This is a genomic window from Pseudomonas sp. PNPG3, assembly GCF_023093815.1.
GTDB lineage: Bacteria > Pseudomonadota > Gammaproteobacteria > Pseudomonadales > Pseudomonadaceae > Aquipseudomonas > Aquipseudomonas asiatica.
This window is the reverse complement of sequence record NZ_JALLKV010000009.1, coordinates 58,545-75,790: the sequence shown is the minus strand read 5'-3', so window position 1 is coordinate 75,790 and position 17,246 is coordinate 58,545. Positions and strand designations below refer to the sequence as shown.

The window sequence follows — 17,246 nt, the reverse complement described above, 5'->3', positions numbered from 1 at the left end:
GAGTTGAAGATGCACAGGCATGGCGCACACCTGCTGGACGCCACGTCGGCGCGCTTCGCCCTCTGGGCCCCGGATGCGCGCAGCGTGAGCGTGGAACTGGAGCAGCAGCCGGCCATCGAGCTGTTGCCCGACGATGATGGCTGGTTCACCGGCGTGGCCCCGTGCCAGGCCGGTGACCGTTACCACTACCGTATCGACGGTGCACTGAAGGTGGCCGACCCGGCCTCGCGCTATCAGCCCGATGGCGTGCAGGGGCCGAGCCAGGTGGTGAATGTGGCCAGCTATGCCTGGCGACACCCCTGGCAAGGCCGGCCCTGGCACGAGGCGGTCATCCAGGAGCTGCATGTCGGCCTGCTCGACGGCTACGCCGGGGTCGCCCGGCAACTGCCGCGGCTGGCCGAACTGGGCATCAGTGCCGTCGAACTGATGCCGCTGGGGCAGTTCCCCGGCGAGCGCAACTGGGGTTACGACGGCGTGTTGCCCTATGCGCCGCAAAACACCTATGGCAGCCCCGAACAGCTGTGTGCGCTGGTCGACCAGGCACATGGCCAGGGGCTGATGGTGCTGGTCGATGTGGTGTACAACCACTTCGGCCCTGACGGCAATTACCTGCACCAGTACGCCAGCCCGTTCTTCCGCGAAGACCGGCAGACCCCCTGGGGCGCAGCCATCGACTTCCGTCGCCCGCAGGTGCGCGAGTTCTTCATCCAGAACGCCCTGATGTGGCTGTGCGACTACCGCTTTGACGGCCTGCGCCTGGATGCCGTGCACGCCATCGACCAGCCCGACTTTCTGGTCGAGCTGGCGCAAAGGGTACGCGCTGCGGTGGAACCGGGCCGCCACGTATGGCTGGTACTGGAGAACGAACACAACCAGGCCTTCCTGCTGGAGCAAGGCTTCGACGCCCAGTGGAATGACGACGGCCACAATGCCCTGCATGTGCTGCTGACCGGCGAAACCGAAGGCTACTACGCCGACTACCAGCAGCGCCCCATCGACCAGCTGGCCCGCTGCCTTGCCGAAGGTTTCGTGTTCCAGGGCCAGGCTAACCGCCATGGCACGCCCCGCGGCGAGCCCAGCGCGCACCTGCCACCCAGCGCTTTCGTGCTGTTCCTGCAGAACCATGACCAGGTCGGCAACCGCGCCCTGGGCGAGCGCCTGACCCGCCTGTGCCCACCGCAGGCGCTGCGGGCGGCCACCGGGCTGCTGCTGCTGGCGCCGATGATTCCGCTGCTGTTCATGGGCGACGACGATGGCAGCTGCCGGCCGTTCCTGTTCTTCACCGACTTCCATGACCAGCTGGCCGACGCCGTGCGCGAAGGCCGGCGCGGCGAGTTCGCCCATTTCGCCGCCTTCGCCGACCCCGAGCAGCGCCAACGCATCCCCGACCCCAACGCCGAACAGACCTTCGAGGCCTCCCGCCCGCAAGGCAAGGAAGTGATCGCCGGCTGGCACGGCCTTTACCAGCACCTGCTCGAACTGCGCCGCCGCCATGTGATCCCGCACCTGCCGGGCAGCCGTGCGCTGGGTGCCGAAGTACACGGCGACAAGGCCCTGACCGCACGCTGGTGCCTGGGCAATGGCACAACCCTGCGCATCGACCTGAACCTGGCCGACACCCCGCAGGTGGTCGAGTTGCCTGCGCCGGCCAACCGCCTGTTCGACAGCAGCGACACCCGGCACCCCGATACCCATCTGGCCGCCTACAGCTGCGTGGTCAGCCTGCTTCCCCCTGCCCAGGAGCGCCCATGAGCGAAACCGCCCTGCACCGTCTGGCGAGCCGCGTCGGGCTGAGCCGCGACTGGATCGACGCCAATGCCCGGCCCCAGCGTGTCAGCGACGAGGTACTGCGCAACATACTTGAAGGCCTTGGCCACCCTGCCAACGATGACGCCGCCATCGCCGCCAGCCTGCGCGCCGTGGACGCTGCCGAAGACAGTGAGCACCTGCCGCCGCTGCTGACCGCCGACCTAGGCCAGCCATTGGCACTGGCGCGCTACTTCAGCGCCGCCAGCGTCGCGCACTGCACCCTGGAGGACCACAGCGCCCTCACCCTCAGCCTTGACGACCAGGCCCGCCTGCCCGGCGCGCTACCCATCGGCTACCACCAGGTGGAAATCGACAGCCGCCGCTTCACCGTGGCCGTGGCCCCGCTGCGCTGCCACAGCCTTGAAGACCGGGTGCAACAGCCGCCACCGCGCTGCTGGGGCCTGGCGGTGCAGCTGTACAGCTTGCGCCGCCCCGGCGATGGCGGCTATGGCGACTGCCTGGCCCTGGAACAACTGGCCCGCGCGGCTGCCGAACGCGGCGCCGATGCCTTGGCCATCAGCCCGATCCACGCCCTGTCGGCCCTCGACCAGACGCACTACAGCCCCTACTCGCCTTCCAGCCGCCTGCTGCTCAATACCCTGTACGCCAGCCCAGCCGCGCTGCTGGGCGAGCGGGAGGTGCGCGTGGCCATCGAAGCCTGCGGCCTGGAGCAACAGCTCGAAGACCTTGAGCAAGGCCCGCTGGTAGACTGGCCACGTGCCGCCAGCGCCCGACAGCGCCTGCTCGAAGCCCTGTACCAGGGCTTCAGCCAGGGCGACCACCCGCTACGCAAGGACTTCGACAGTTTCCGCAAAGCCGGTGGCCAGGCGCTGGAGCACCATTGCCGCTTCGAAGTGCTGCAGGCGCAAGCCGTGGAGCATGGCCTGGGCGCCGACTGGCGCCACTGGCCCAAGGCCTGGCACGACCCATACCACCCGGAAGTGGAGGCCTTCGCCAACGCCTACCCGGCCAAGGTCGAGTTCCATGCCTTCTGCCAATGGCTGACCGAACGGGGCCTGCAACGCGCCCAGGAAGCAGCGCGCGGCAACGGCATGGCGGTCGGCCTGATCGCTGACCTGGCGGTGGGCGCCGACGGTGCCGGCAGCCAGGCCTGGAGCCGCCAGGACGAGCTGCTGGCAGGCCTGAAGGTAGGCGCACCGCCCGACATCCTCAACCGTGCCGGCCAGGACTGGGGCATCTGCGCCTTCTCGCCCGAAGGCCTCAAGCGCAACGGCTACCGCGCCTTCATCGAAATGCTCCGGGCCAACCTCGCCCACGCCGGCGGCCTGCGCATCGACCATGTCATGGGCCTGCGCCGGCTGTGGCTGATCCCGCAGGGGGCCAAGCCCAGCGAAGGCGCCTACCTCAACTACCCGCTGGAAGATCTGTTACGCCTGCTGGCCCTGGAGTCGGTGCGCCACCAGGCAATCATCCTCGGCGAAGACCTGGGCACCGTGCCGGACGGCCTGCGCGAGCAACTGGCAGCCAAGGCCGTGCTGGGCATGCGCGTGCTGCCCTTCGAGCAGACCCAGCCCGGCCATTTCAAGCCGATTCTCGACTGGCCGGACAACGCCCTGGCCACCACCGGCACCCACGACCTGGCGCCGCTGGCCGGCTGGCTGGAAAACCGCGACATCGACTGGAGCCACCGCCTGCAACTGATCGATGCTGCCACCGAACTGCACTGGCGCCACGAGCGGCAGAAGGAGCACGATGGTTTGCGCCGCACCCTGGAGGCCAACTACGGCACGCTGCCGAACAACGACGCGCTGATCGACGCTGCCATCCGTTACGTTGGCCACACCCGCGCACCGCTGGTGCTGGTGCCATTGGAAGACCTGCTGGGTTGTGACGAGCAACCCAACCTGCCGGGCACCACCTCCGGCCACCCCAACTGGCGCCGACGCTTTGCCCGGCCGGTACGTGAACTGCTCGACGACGAAGACGCTGCGCGGCGCCTGGAACTGCTGGCCCAGGCCCGCGAACAGGCTTGGGAGCGTGACCGATGAAAGCGCTGACCGCGACCCTGCGCCTGCAGTTTCACAGTGACTTCACCCTCGATCACGCCGTGCCGCTGGTGCCGTACTTCGCCCAGTTGGGCATCAGCCACCTGTATGCCTCGCCCATCCTCAAGGCCCGCGCCGGCTCCCGCCATGGCTACGACGTGGTCGACCCGACCTGCGTCAACCCCGAGCTGGGCGGCGAAGCGGCGCTGCAACGGCTGGTCGCCGCCCTGCGTCAGCACGGCATGGGGCTGATCCTCGACACGGTGTCCAACCACATGGCCGTGGGCGGTGCCGACAACCCCTGGTGGCAGAGCCTGCTGGCCTGGGGTCGGCGCAGCCCGTATGCAGAGTTCTTCGACATCCAGTGGCACTCCAGCGACCCACTGCTGGCCGGCCAGTTGCTGTTGCCGTTCCTCGCCAGCGACTATGGCGTGGCGCTGAAAAATGGCGAGATACCGCTCGAGTTCGACAAGCACCATGGGCTGCTGCAGGTCGCCCATTACCAACACCGCTTCCCGATCTGCCCGGTCGATTATGGCTGGATTCTCGCCCTCAGCCCGGAGCCGGCGCTCAAGGCCCTGGCCGAACGCTTCACCGCGTTGAGCGCATCGGCCACGCCGCTGGCCGACGCCCTGCCCCTGCAAGCTGAACTGGCGCGCCTGGCGGGCGAAGGCGCTGACCTCGAATCGGCTCTGGTGGCGTTCGACAGCCGCAGCGAGAATGGCTTCAAGCGCCTGCACCTGCTGCTGGAACGCCAGACCTATCGCCTGGCCAGCTGGCGTACCGCCGCCGACGACATCAACTGGCGGCGCTTCTTCGACATCAACGAGCTGGGCGGCCTGCGGGTGGAACGCGCGGTGGTGTTCGAGGCCACCCACGCCAAGCTGTTCGAACTGATCGAGCGTGGCCTGGTGGACGGCCTGCGCATCGACCATATCGACGGCCTGGCCGACCCGCGCGGTTACTGCCGCAAGCTGCGCCGACGGGTCGATGGCCTGCTGGCACGGCGGCCGTTGAATGCCGCCCTGGAGCATTTCCCGATCTACGTGGAGAAGATCCTCGGCGCCAACGAGCACCTGCACCGCGACTGGCTTACCGATGGCACTACCGGCTATGAGTTCATGAACCAGGTCTCGCTGTTGCAGCACGACCCGGCAGGCGAAGCAGCGCTGACCGAGCTGTGGGCCAATGTGAGCGAACGCCCCGACTTCCCCGAAGAAGTACGTCAGGCCCGCCACCTGGTGCTCAATGCCAGCCTGGCCGGCGACTGCGAGTCGGTGGCCCAGGCGCTGTTGCAGGTGGCGCGCAACGACCTGATGACCCGCGACCTGACCCTGGGCGCGATTCGCCGTGCCTTGCAGGCGCTGGTGGCGCATTACCCGGTGTATCGCACCTACTTCAATGCCTGCGGGCGCCCGGCAGAAGACGAAGGGTTTTTCCAGCAGGCCCTGGCCAATGCCCGCCTCGACCTCGGCGAAGCCGACTGGCCACTGCTCGAGCACCTGCAACAATGGCTGGGCGGGCAAGCCTGGCGCCGCCTGCCAGCAGGCCGGGCGCGCAAGCAGCTACGCCACGCCTGCGTGCGCTTCCAGCAGCTGACCGCGCCCAGCGCCGCCAAGGCCGTGGAAGACACCGCCTTCTACCGCAGCGCGCGGCTGCTGTCGCGCAACGATGTGGGCTTCGACGCCGAGCGTTTCAGCGCCCCGCTCGAGCACTTCCACAACGAGGCCCAGCGGCGCCTGCGCGACTTCCCCGACAACCTGCTGGCCAGCGCCACCCATGACCACAAGCGCGGCGAAGACACCCGTGCGCGCCTGGCCGTGCTAAGCGAGCGCGGCCCGTGGCTGGCCAGCCGAATGGAACACTGGCGCGAACTGGCCACGCCGTTGCGCACGCAACTGGATGACGGCCTGGCGCCCAGCCCCGGCGACGAGCTGATGCTGTTGCAGACCTTGCTGGGCAGCTGGCCGCTGGACCTCGACCTGCACGATGTCAACGCCCTTGGCCAGTACGCCGAACGCATTCGCCAGTGGCAGCAGAAAGCCCTGCGCGAGGCCAAGCTGCGCAGCAGCTGGAGCGCGCCGAACGAAGCCTACGAAAGCGCCTGTGCCCGCTACATCGATGGCCTGCTGCTGGACGGCGAGAACCAGCAGCTGCGCAAGTCGCTGGCCGACGCCGCGCACCTGCTGGCCTGCCCCGGTGCCCTCAACGGCCTTGTCCAGGCCCTGCTGCGCATGACCACGCCGGGCGTACCGGACCTGTACCAGGGCAACGAATACTGGGATTTCAGCCTGGTCGACCCGGATAACCGGCGCGCCGTGGACTACGCGTGCCGGCGTCGCACCCTGGACGATGCAACGCCGGTTGCCGAGCTGCTGGAGCACTGGCGCGATGGCCGCCTCAAGCAGGCGCTGATCGCCCGGGTGCTGGACTGCCGCCAGGCCCATGCCGAGCTGTTCCGTCGTGGCGCCTACCTGCCCCTGACCGTGCAGGGTCGGCATGCCGACAAGGTGATCGCGTTCGCTCGCCTTGGCGAGGGCGAACGGGCCGTCATCATCGCGCCACGCCTGGCCAGTACCCTGCTGGCAGGTGCACCGACACCCCTGATCCCGGCACAGAACTGGGACGACACCCGGGTAAACCTGCCGTTTGCCTTGTCGCCTGCCAACTCGACGGGACTTTTCCCCAGTGCTGCGGTCAGCTCTTCCAAGGAGCTGATGTTGAGCGCCGTGCTGGCGGAGTTTCCGGTCAACCTGCTGATACAACAATCTTGAACATCAGGAGCGTCATGATGAGTGTTGATGAAAAACGTATCCGCGAATTTGCCTACCAGATCTGGGAGTCCGAGGGTAAGCCCGTCGGCCAGGAAGACCGCCATTGGGACATGGCTCGCAAGCTGGCCGAAGCCGAGGCACTGGCACCCAAGGCGGCGCCGCGCAAACGGGCCCCGGCCAAGCCCAAGGTAGCGGCTGAACCGGTTGAGAAGGCCGTGGCTGTGAAGAAACCCCGGGCGGTGAAAAAGCCGGCTGCCGGTTGAGCCTGCACCGGCCTCTTCGCGGGTAAACCCGCTCCCACAGGTACACCGTCATCCTCAAGCCTGGCGCTATCCCTGTAGGGGCGGGTTCACCCGCGAAGAGGCCGGTACAGGCCTACGCAGCTCCCTCCACCACCACGGCCACAGAGGACCGCCATGAGCCCCCGCACCCCGAAGAAAACCCGCTCGGTCGCCCCGTCGCGTATCCGCGAAGGCCTGCCCTTCCCCCTCGGCGCCACCTGGGATGGCCTTGGGGTCAACTTTGCCCTGTTCTCGGCCAATGCCACCAAGGTCGAGCTGTGCCTGTTCGACTCCACCGGCGAGCACGAAATCGAACGCATCGAGCTCCCCGAATACACCGACGAGATCTACCACGGCTACCTGCCTGACGCTCACCCAGGGCTGGTCTACGGCTACCGCGTGCACGGCCCGTACGAGCCGGAGAACGGCCACCGCTTCAACCCCAACAAACTGCTGATCGACCCGTATGCCAAGCAACTGGTCGGCAGCCTGCAATGGTCCGAAGCACTGTTCGGCTACACCATCGGCCACCCCGACGGCGATCTGTCGTTCGACGAGCGCGACAGCGCGCCCTTCGTGCCCAAGTGCAAGGTGATCGACCCTGCATTCACCTGGGGCCGCGACCAGCGCGTGCAGATCCCCTGGGAGCGTACGATCATTTATGAGGCCCACACCCGTGGCATCAGCATGCGCCACCCAGCGGTGCCGGAAGAACTGCGCGGCACCTTCGCCGGCCTGGCCAATGACGAGTTGCTCAAGCACATCAAGGAGCTGGGCGTTTCCAGCATCGAGCTGCTGCCGATTCACGCCTTCGTCAACGACCAGCACCTGCTGGACAAGGGCCTGAACAACTACTGGGGCTACAACAGCATCGCCTTCTTTGCGCCCCACCCGCGTTACCTGGCCAGCGGCAAGATCGCCGAGTTCAAGGAAATGGTCGCACACCTGCACGACGCCGGGCTGGAGGTGATCCTGGATGTGGTCTACAACCACACCGCCGAAGGCAACGAGCGCGGCCCCACGCTGTCGATGCGCGGTATCGACAACGCCTCGTACTACCGCCTGATGCCGGACGACAAGCGCTATTACATCAACGATTCCGGCACCGGCAACACCCTGGACCTGAGCCACCCCTGCGTGCTGCAGCTGGTCACCGACTCGCTGCGCTACTGGGCCGGCGAAATGCACGTGGACGGCTTCCGCTTCGACCTGGCGACCATCCTTGGCCGCTACCACGACGGCTACAGCGAACGCCACGGCTTCCTCGTCGCCTGCCGCCAGGACCCGATGCTGAGCCAGGTGAAGCTGATTGCCGAACCATGGGACTGCGGCCCGGGCGGCTACCAGGTGGGCAACTTTGCCCCGGGCTGGGCAGAGTGGAACGACCGCTTCCGCGACACCGTGCGCGCCTTCTGGAAAGGCGACGAAGGCCAACTGGCCGACTTTGCCTCGCGCATGACCGCCTCGGGGGACATGTTCAACAACCGTGGCCGGCGTCCCTATGCCTCGGTCAACTTCGTCACCGCCCACGACGGTTTCACCTTGCGCGACCTGGTGTCGTACAACCACAAGCACAACGAGGACAACGACGAGAACAACCAGGACGGCACCGATAACAACCTGTCATGGAACTGCGGTGTCGAGGGGCCAACTGACGACCCGGCCGTGAATGCCCTGCGCATGCGCCAGATGCGCAACTACTTCGCTACCCTGCTGCTGGCCCAGGGCACGCCGATGATCGTCGCCGGCGATGAGTTCAGCCGTACCCAGCACGGCAACAACAATGCCTATTGCCAGGACAGCGAGATCGGCTGGGTGAACTGGGACCTGGACCAGGAGGGCAAAGAGCTGCTGGCTTTCGTCAAGCGCCTCACCCGCCTGCGCCTGGCCTACCCGGTACTGCGTCGCTCGCGCTTCCTGGTTGGCGACTACAATGAGGCGATCGGCGTCAAGGATGTGACCTGGCTGGCACCGGATGGCAACGAGATGAGCGTGGAACAATGGGAAGACCCGCACGGGCGTTGCCTGGGCATGTTGATCGATGGCCGTGCCCAGGTCAGCGGCATTGCCAGGCCAGGCGCCGAGGCCACCGTGCTGCTGATCGTCAATGCCCACCATGACATCGTGCCGTTCCAGCTGCCAACCGTGCCCGAGGGGGATTACTGGAGCTGCCTGGTCGATACCGACCGGCCAGAGCTGCGCAAGGGGCAGCATCTGCAGTTCGACAGCACCTTCGAGGTGAAGGGGCGGTCGTTGCTGCTGATGGTGTTGCAGCGTGATGAGGAGTGAACCTGAAACGCTGGTATGTGTCCCTTGTGTAGGAGCGGCCTTGTGTCGCGATCGGGCCGCACAGCGGCCCCAGCTATTCTTGCCTTGGTGCTGACAAACGGGGCCGCTGCGCGGCCCGATCACGACACAAGGCCGCTCCTACAAGGATCCGCGCAAACCCGTTGACCGAGGAGTAACCGTGAACCCCGAAGCCGGCAGTAAAGGTTTCGCCAGTGTCAACCAGGCCCCGGCCGTGAAGCGGCTGCGGGTGCTGACGGTGAATACCCACAAGGGCTTCACCGCCTTCAACCGGCGCTTCATCCTGCCGGAACTGCGCGAGGCGGTGCGCAGCACCCAGGCCGACATCGTCTTTCTCCAGGAGGTGCTCGGCAGCCACGACCGCCACGCCGCGCGTTACCCCGGCTGGCCGCAGACCTCGCAGTACGAGTTCCTCGCCGACAGCATGTGGAGCGACTTCGCCTACGGGCGCAACGCGGTCTACCCCGACGGCCACCACGGCAACGCGCTGCTGTCCAAATACCCGATCATCGAACATCGCAACCTCGACGTGTCGATCACCGGCCCCGAACGACGTGGCCTGCTGCACTGCGTCCTCGACGTGCCTGGCCAGCATCAGGTGCATGCCATCTGCGTGCACCTGTCGTTACTGGAAAGCCACCGCCAGAAGCAGCTGCAACTGCTGCGCAAGCTGCTCGAATCCTTGCCCACCGACGCCCCGGTGATCATCGCTGGCGACTTCAACGACTGGAAATCCCACGGCAACCGCACCTTGGGCCTGCAGCGTGACCTGCACGAGGCCTTCGAACGCCACCATGGCCACCTGGCCCGCACCTATCCTGCGCGGCTGCCGCTGTTGCGCCTGGACCGTGTCTACCTGCGCAACGCCGAAAGCCATGGGCCGCGGATTCTGGGGCACAAACCTTGGTCGCACCTGTCGGACCACCTGCCGTTGTCGGTCGAAGTCAGGCTTAGCAATCATTCTTCATAGCCGCAGCACGGCAAATAGCGAACCTGGCTATACCTAGCCGAATTATCTTGTGATTCAACAAGTTGAACAAAGCCACGGAACCTGAACACATCCTTCACGCTTTCTTGACGCAAGCGGCGCCCTCTCCTTAGCTGAACATATCTAGCAGTAATGATCTCGCGCAGGGCCTCTAGCTCGCGCCTTCGTGCGCGCTGCAGAAAGCCAGGCGTGCTGGTTTGGGTCGCCCACTGTTTTTGCCGTACAGCTCGTGACAACAGGCCAGGTCCTAGGGCTGTAACACCAAAACAAAGGAGATCCGCCATGAAAAGCACCTCGAACCCCTTGCGCTTCGAAAGCATTTTCTACGCGGTTTCCACGTCGCTGCTTCTGGCAACCCCGGTGGAAACTATCGCGTATGAACTGCAGGACGACCCGACCTCGCCCGGCTTCCTGCACCAACCGGCAGTACCACAGCTTACGCTCGACCCGGTCAGCGCCAGTGGCTTGAGTATCGGTACCTTGAACGCGTTCTCGCAAAAGATGAGCGAACGCCATGGGCAGCCTGCACCGGACCTGGTCGCCAGCCAGTGGGCGCAGTTCTTCCCCACCACCGCGCGCAGTGGCGCGCAGCCTCCGGACCAGCTGGAGGCCCCCAGCCAGCAACTGATGATCGGCCCGGACCTGTTCGTGCGTGAAACTGCAGCGGGCAATGTGCACCGCGCGGGGATCTTCGTGGGGCAAAACAACCTGCAGACCAACTTCAACGGCATGCGCCAGCTGTTGGGCGACAAGCAACGCAACGCCGTGAACCTCAGCGGCGAAAGCCTGGGGGTGTACTGGAGCATGACCCATGAACAGGGCTGGCACCTGGATGCCGTGGCCATGGGTTCACGCATCGACGTCAACGGTCGAGGCGAAAACGGCCAGCGACTGGACGACAGCGGCCACGCGATGACCTTCTCGCTGGAAGGCGGCATCCCCATCGGCCTGGGTGGCGGCTGGGTGATTGAGCCACAGGCACAGTTGATCAACCAGCAGTTCTTCCCCGGCAGCCGGGCGCAGGAAGAGACCTTGCAGGCCTTCGACAGCCAGCCGAGCTGGAGCGGTCGGGTCGGCGCCAGGCTGTCCGGGCGTTATGAAGTACGCGGCATGCCGATCGAACCCTATGTGCGGACCAACGTGTGGTATGACTTCAGCAATGCCGATGAGGTGAAGCTGGACCAGGTCGACAAGATCTCCAGCTCGCGCTACTCGACCACGGTGGAACTGGGGTTGGGGCTGGTGGCGCGGGTGACACCCACGGTGGCGCTGTTTGTCAGTGCCGATTACAGCAGTGACGTCGACGACAATGATCTGAACGGGTTGATTGGCAGCCTTGGGGTGCGGATGCGGTGGTAGGCAGGGTCGGCCCTTTCGCGGGGGAACCCGCTCCCACAAGGACCGCACAGGGTCTGAAGCTTGTGCAATACCTGTGGGAGCGGGTTTACCCGCGAAGAGGCCAGTACTGGGAACACATCAGGCTGGTTTCATTATCAGAACACCCAGCGGCGGCAGGTTCAGGGCCAGCGACTGCGGCTGCCCATGGCTGGCTATCTGGTCACTCTCCACCACCCCCAAATTGCCGACATTGGACCCGGCATACAGCTCTGCATCACTATTCAACAGCTCCTGCCAGCGCTCGCCGAACGGCACGCCAATGCGATACCCCTCGCGCGGCACCGGGGTGAAGTTGGCCACCACCAGCACCGGCTCGCCACTGCTGCTCCAGCGCAACCAGGCATACACGCTGTTCTGCGCATCGTCACCAATCAGCCACTGGAACCCCTGCGGCTGGCAATCCTGCTCGTGCAACGCCGGCACCTCGCGGTACAGGCGGTTGAGGTCGCCGACCAGGCGCTGTACACCCTGGTGCTCAGGGTACTGCAGCAGGTACCAGTCCAGCTCGCCATCGTGGTCCCACTCACGCCACTGGCCGAACTCGCAGCCCATGAACAGCAGCTTCTTTCCCGGATGCGCCCACATGAAGGTGAGGTAGGCACGCAGGTTGGCGAACTTCTGCCAGCGGTCGCCGGGCATCTTGTCGATCAGCGAATGCTTGCCGTGCACCACTTCGTCGTGGGAGATGGGCAGGATGAAGTGCTCGGAATAGGCATAGATCAGCCCGAAGCTCATCTCGTTGTGATGATAAGTGCGGTGCACCGGGTCGTTCTGGATGTAATGCAAGGTGTCGTGCATCCAGCCCATGTTCCACTTGTAGGCAAAGCCCAGGCCACCCTGCTGGGTCGGCTGGCTGACGCCGGGCCAGGCGGTGGACTCCTCGGCGATGATCAGCGCGCCCGGGGCCTCATGGGCCGCCACGCCGTTTAGGTGGCGGATGAAGTCGATGGCTTCCAGGTTCTCGCGCCCGCCGTGGCGGTTGGGCACCCATTCGCCGGCCTTGCGCGAATAGTCGCGGTACAGCATCGAGGCCACTGCATCGACACGCAGGCCATCGATGTGGAAGTGCTTCAGCCAGTGCAGCGCCGAGGCCATCATGAAGCCGCGCACTTCGTTGCGGCCAAGGTTGTAGATCAGCGTGTTCCAGTCCTGGTGGTAGCCCTCCAGCGGGTTGTCGTATTCGTACAGGGCGGTGCCGTCGAAACGCGCCAGGCCGTGTTCGTCGGTGGGGAAATGCGCCGGTACCCAGTCCAGCAGTACACCAATGCCCCCTTGGTGGCAGGCGTCGATGAACGCGGCGAAGTCCTCGGCGCTGCCGTAGCGCGAGGTGGGCGCGAACAGCGACAGCGGCTGGTAGCCCCAGGAGCCGCCGAACGGGTGCTCCATGATCGGCAGCAGTTCGATGTGGGTAAAGCCCAGTTCCTGAACGTACGGCACCAGGCGCTCGGCCAGCTCGCGCCAGTTGTAATAGCGCCCGACCTCGCCCGCCTCATCCAGCTCGCAGCGCCACGACCCCGGGTGCAGTTCGTAGATCGACAGCGGCGCACTGTAGGCATGGCGTTGCGCGCGTTGCGCCATCCAGTCGTGGTCTTGCCAGTCGTGGCTGAGCGCCCCTGCCACCTTGGATGCGGTGCTCGGCGGCAGTTCGGTGGCGCGCGCCAGCGGGTCGGCTTTCAGGGGCAGTATGCCGTCCTTGCCCAGCACCTCGAACTTGTAGGTTTCGCCCACGCCCAGGCGCGGCACGAACAGCTCCCACACCCCGGCGCTGTGGCGCAGGCGCATGGGGTGGCGGCGGCCATCCCAGTTGTTGAAGTCACCCACCACCGACACCCGCCGGGCGTTCGGTGCCCACACCGAGAAACACACGCCATCGACGCCATCGACCTGGATGGGTTGGGCGCCGAAGCGCCCGGACAGGTCGCGGTGGTTGCCTTCGGCGAACAGGTACAGGTCCATGTCGCCCAGTTGCGGGCCGAAGCTGTAGGGGTCTTCGGTAATCTGCTCGCCACCGGCCCAACCGATCTGCAGCAGGTACGGGTGTGCCTCATCGAGGTGCGCGGTGAACAACCCTGGCAGGCTGCCCTGCTCCATTTCGGCGAGGATGCGCCCGTCATGCCGGGCCAGGATGCGCACATTCAGGGCGTTGGGCAGGAAGGCGCGGACCACCTGCCCGCCGGCGCCGTCGCCATGGGGGCCGAGTACCGCAAATGGATCGGCGTGCTCGGCGCGGGCCAGGGCGTCGAGGTCCCGTTGCCGAAGGCCGCCGTTTTCACGCGTGGTTGCATTCATCTATGACTCTCCCCAGGTACTGATCAGTCCATGCAGGCCATGCAAAGGCACGGCCAGCCAGCTCGGACGGTTCTCGGCTTCGTATGTGATTTCGTAGGCAGCTTTTTCCAGGCAGAACAGCTCCAGTGCAACACGCTCGCCCTCGGCCTGTTGCCAGGCGTGCGGCATGGCCGCGGTGGCCAGGCCATAGGCTTCGACAAAGGCATGCCGCGACTGGTGCAGGTACTGCCTGGCAACCCGTTGCCGGGCTTGGCGCGCCGGGTCGGAAAGGTCGACCGCAGACGCGCTGCGCAAGATCATGGCAGCAGCATAGTCGAAGGATCGCAGCACGCCGCTGACATCCTTGTACGGGCTGTGTTTTGCCCGACGCTCTTGCAGCGGCCGGGCCGGTTCACCTTCGAAATCGATGAGGTAGGCGTCGCCCTGCACCACCAGCACCTGGCCCAGGTGCAGGTCGCCGTGCACGCGCATCAGCAAGCCGCCCTGGGCCTGGCGGGTCAGGTTGGCGATGTGCTGGGCCAGGCCGTCGCGCTGTTGCTGCAAGTCGTCGACCAGCGCCTGGCTTTCGCTGTCGAGGCTGTCGCGGTGCTGGGCCAGCAGGTCGAGGGCATGGGTGAGTTCGGCACTGATCTGCGCACTCCAGCGTTCGCTGTCGTCGGCATCGCTCGGGCGCGGCTGGAAGGCCTCGTCGTTGGTCGGTGCGGCCAGCAGCAGGTGCATCTCGCCCAGGCGCTGGCCGAGCAAGGCGGCAAAGCCGGTGAGTTCGGCCAGTGCATCGGTGTGCGCATCGGCGTCGAGGCTGGAGGGCTCCATCTGGTCGCGGATGGCCCGTTCCAGGGTGTTCTGGGTCCAGGCCCAGGCGTCACCCTGGTTGCTCAGGTAGCCCTGGGCGATCATCAGCAGGTGTGGCGCGCCCTGCTCGTCCACCCGGCTGACCCAGGCCAGCAGCGGCGAAATGTTGGCAAAGCCTGCGGCGGTCAGGTAGGCACTCATTTCCAGCTCGGGGTGCACGCCCGGGTTGACCCGGCGAATCAGCTTGAGCACCACCTGGTCGCCAATCACCACCGAGCTGTTGGACTGCTCGGCGCTGAGGTAGCGCACGCTGCTTTCGTCGTTCAACGCCAGGCTCGCCAACTGCTGCGTGCTTTCGAAGCGCAGCTCGCCCTCGCCGTTGCCACAAGGCAGATGCATGCCGCCCTCACAGGCACGCAGCACCGCGCGGATGAATGGCTCGAGGACGAAGGCATCGGTGATCAGGCCAACCTGATGGGCACGGCGCACCCGCGCCAGGGCCAGCTGCTGCGGCAACGCGGTACTGATCTGCTCTTCGGGCAGCAGGCCGAACGGCAGCTGATAGCGGGTAGCCACACCCTCGCTGAGCACTTCGATTTCACCGAGCAGCACCGGCGTGGTGGTGGTGCCGAAACGCACGCCGTAGCAAAGGCGCACCTGGTCGATCGGCCCTTCCTTGCCGGCGAACCAGCGCCGCTTGGGCAGGTACTGCGGCAGGATGGCGCTTTGCAGGGTATCGCTGGAGGGGGCCTCCAGCAGTTCTTCCATGCGCTTGCGCAATACCAGTGTGGTCAATTCGGGTAACCCCTCGGTGGCCTGGATGTGCCAGCTGGGCATGCGGTCGTGGCTGGCCAGCAGGAACCAGTAGAAGGCGTAGGGTGGCAATGTCAGCAGGAACGGCAGTTGCCCGATTGGCGGGAAGGCGCTGCCGCCGAGCATCTCCACCGGTACTTTGTCGGCGTATTGTGACAATTCCAGTTCAGCTGCCTGGGCGGCGCGGGAAACGTTGGCCACGCACAGGATGACTTCAGTGTTGCCATCGGCGTCGGTGTACTCGCGCAAGTAGGCGAGGATGCGCCGGTTGTTCGGCGTGAGGGTGCGCAGGCTGCCGCGGCCGAAGGCCTTCTGCTGCTTGCGCACCGCCAGCATGCGCCGGGTCCAGTTCAGCAGCGAATGCGGGTCGTTGGCCTGGGCTTCGACGTTGACGGTCTGGTAACCGTACAGCGGGTCCATGATCGGCGGCAGCACCAGGCGCTGCGGGTCGGCGCGGGAGAAACCGCCGTTGCGGTCCGGCGACCACTGCATGGGCGTGCGCACGCCGTCGCGGTCGCCCAGGTAGATGTTGTCGCCCATGCCCAGTTCGTCGCCGTAATACAGGGTGGGCGTGCCGGGCATCGACAGCAGCAGGCTGGTGAGCAGTTCGATGCGCCGGCGGTCGCGCTGCAGCAGCGGCGCGAGGCGGCGGCGGATGCCCAGGTTGATGCGGGCGCGGCGGTCTTCGGCGTAGTAGTTCCACAAGTAGTCGCGCTCGCGGTCGGTGACCATTTCCAGGGTCAGCTCATCGTGGTTGCGCAGGAAGATCGCCCATTGGCAGTTGGCGGGGATTTCCGGGGTCTGGCGCAGGATGTCGGTGATCGGGAAGCGGTCTTCCATGGCCAGGGCCATGTACATGCGCGGCATCAACGGGAAGTGGAAGGCCATGTGGCATTCGTCGCCCTCGCCCTCGCCGAAGTACGGGCGTGTGTCCTCGGGCCATTGGTTGGCCTCGGCCAGCAGCATGCGGTCGGGGTAGTTGGCGTCGATTTCGGCGCGGATCGCCTTGAGCACATCGTGGGTTTCGGCAAGGTTCTCGTTGTTGGTGCCGTCGCGCTCGATCAGGTAAGGGATGGCGTCCAGGCGCAGGCCATCGACACCCAGGTCCAGCCAGAAGCGCATTACCCCGATCACGGCCTTGAGCACTTGCGGGTTGTCGAAGTTGAGGTCGGGCTGGTGCGAGTAGAAGCGGTGCCAGAAGTACTGGCCGGCGACCGGGTCCCAGGTCCAGTTGGACTTCTCGGTGTCGAGGAAGATGATGCGCGTGCCGTCGTACTTCTGGTCATCATCCGACCACACATAGAAGTCCCGTGCCTTGCTGCCGCGCTTGGCATGGCGGGCGCGCTGGAACCAGGGGTGCTGGTCGCTGGTGTGGTTGATGACTAGCTCGGTGATTACCCGCAGGCCGCGTTTGTGCGCCTCGGCGATAAAGCGGCGGGCATCGGCCAGGTTGCCGTAGTCGGGGTGCACGGCCTTGTATTCGGCGATGTCGTAGCCATCGTCGCGGCGTGGCGAGGGATAGAACGGTAGCAGCCACAGGGTGTTGACGCCCAGCTCGGCGATGTAGTCGAGCTTGCTGATCAGGCCGGCGAAGTCGCCGATGCCGTCGTTGTTCGAATCGAAGAACGACTTGATGTGCAGCTGGTAGATGACGGCGTCCTTGTACCACAGCGGGTCGTCGATGAAGGCTGCAGGGCGGGAACGCTTGGCCATGTGCGACTCCTTTCAATTTCTGGTTGCTCTGGCCCCTGTAGGAGCGGGCTTGCCCGCGAAACAGACACCGCGGTGT

9 protein-coding genes are annotated in these 17,246 nt (G+C 65.8%); 7 read left to right on the top strand and 2 right to left on the bottom strand.

The window, feature by feature from the left end:
- The first annotated feature begins 9 nt into the window (after nt 1-9).
- The 7 genes from treZ (at nt 10) to MJ643_RS08955 (ending at nt 11,524) form a co-directional block, all read left to right on the top strand.
- Complete coding sequence (gene treZ / locus MJ643_RS08985) at nt 10-1,752, top strand: malto-oligosyltrehalose trehalohydrolase (RefSeq protein ID WP_024087394.1); 1,743 nt, start codon at nt 10-12, stop codon at nt 1,750-1,752.
- Complete coding sequence (gene malQ / locus MJ643_RS08980) at nt 1,749-3,818, top strand: 4-alpha-glucanotransferase (RefSeq protein ID WP_013973328.1); 2,070 nt, start codon at nt 1,749-1,751, stop codon at nt 3,816-3,818. Before treZ ends, malQ begins: the two co-directional genes overlap by 4 nt.
- Complete coding sequence (locus tag MJ643_RS08975; protein ID WP_013973329.1) at nt 3,815-6,589, top strand: malto-oligosyltrehalose synthase; 2,775 nt, start codon at nt 3,815-3,817, stop codon at nt 6,587-6,589. The genes malQ and MJ643_RS08975 overlap by 4 nt, the downstream gene beginning before the upstream one ends.
- A gap of 14 nt (nt 6,590-6,603) precedes the next feature.
- Entirely contained in the window at nt 6,604-6,852 is a 249-nt protein-coding gene (locus MJ643_RS08970) for a DUF2934 domain-containing protein (RefSeq protein WP_013973330.1), read from the top strand.
- A 153-nt stretch (nt 6,853-7,005) separates the two neighbouring features.
- Nucleotides 7,006-9,159, top strand: a complete 2,154-nt coding sequence (glgX, locus tag MJ643_RS08965) for a glycogen debranching protein GlgX (RefSeq protein WP_013973331.1) — start codon at nt 7,006-7,008, stop codon at nt 9,157-9,159.
- Nucleotides 9,160-9,337: 178 nt separating this feature from the next.
- A complete protein-coding gene (locus tag MJ643_RS08960; RefSeq protein ID WP_013973332.1) occupies nt 9,338-10,147 on the top strand; it encodes an endonuclease/exonuclease/phosphatase family protein in 810 nt (269 codons plus the stop codon).
- A gap of 300 nt (nt 10,148-10,447) precedes the next feature.
- Entirely contained in the window at nt 10,448-11,524 is a 1,077-nt protein-coding gene (locus MJ643_RS08955) for an autotransporter outer membrane beta-barrel domain-containing protein (RefSeq protein WP_013973333.1), read from the top strand.
- 117 nt (nt 11,525-11,641) lie between these two features.
- Here the strand turns inward: MJ643_RS08955 and glgB are convergent, their stop codons facing one another.
- Nucleotides 11,642-13,852 carry a 1,4-alpha-glucan branching protein GlgB gene (gene glgB, locus MJ643_RS08950; protein ID WP_013973334.1) on the bottom strand — a complete coding sequence of 737 codons (2,211 nt, stop codon included), beginning with the start codon at nt 13,850-13,852 and terminating at the stop codon, nt 11,642-11,644.
- Complete coding sequence (treS, locus tag MJ643_RS08945) at nt 13,853-17,170, bottom strand: maltose alpha-D-glucosyltransferase (RefSeq protein ID WP_208209149.1); 3,318 nt, start codon at nt 17,168-17,170, stop codon at nt 13,853-13,855.
- Nucleotides 17,171-17,246: the final 76 nt, after the last annotated feature.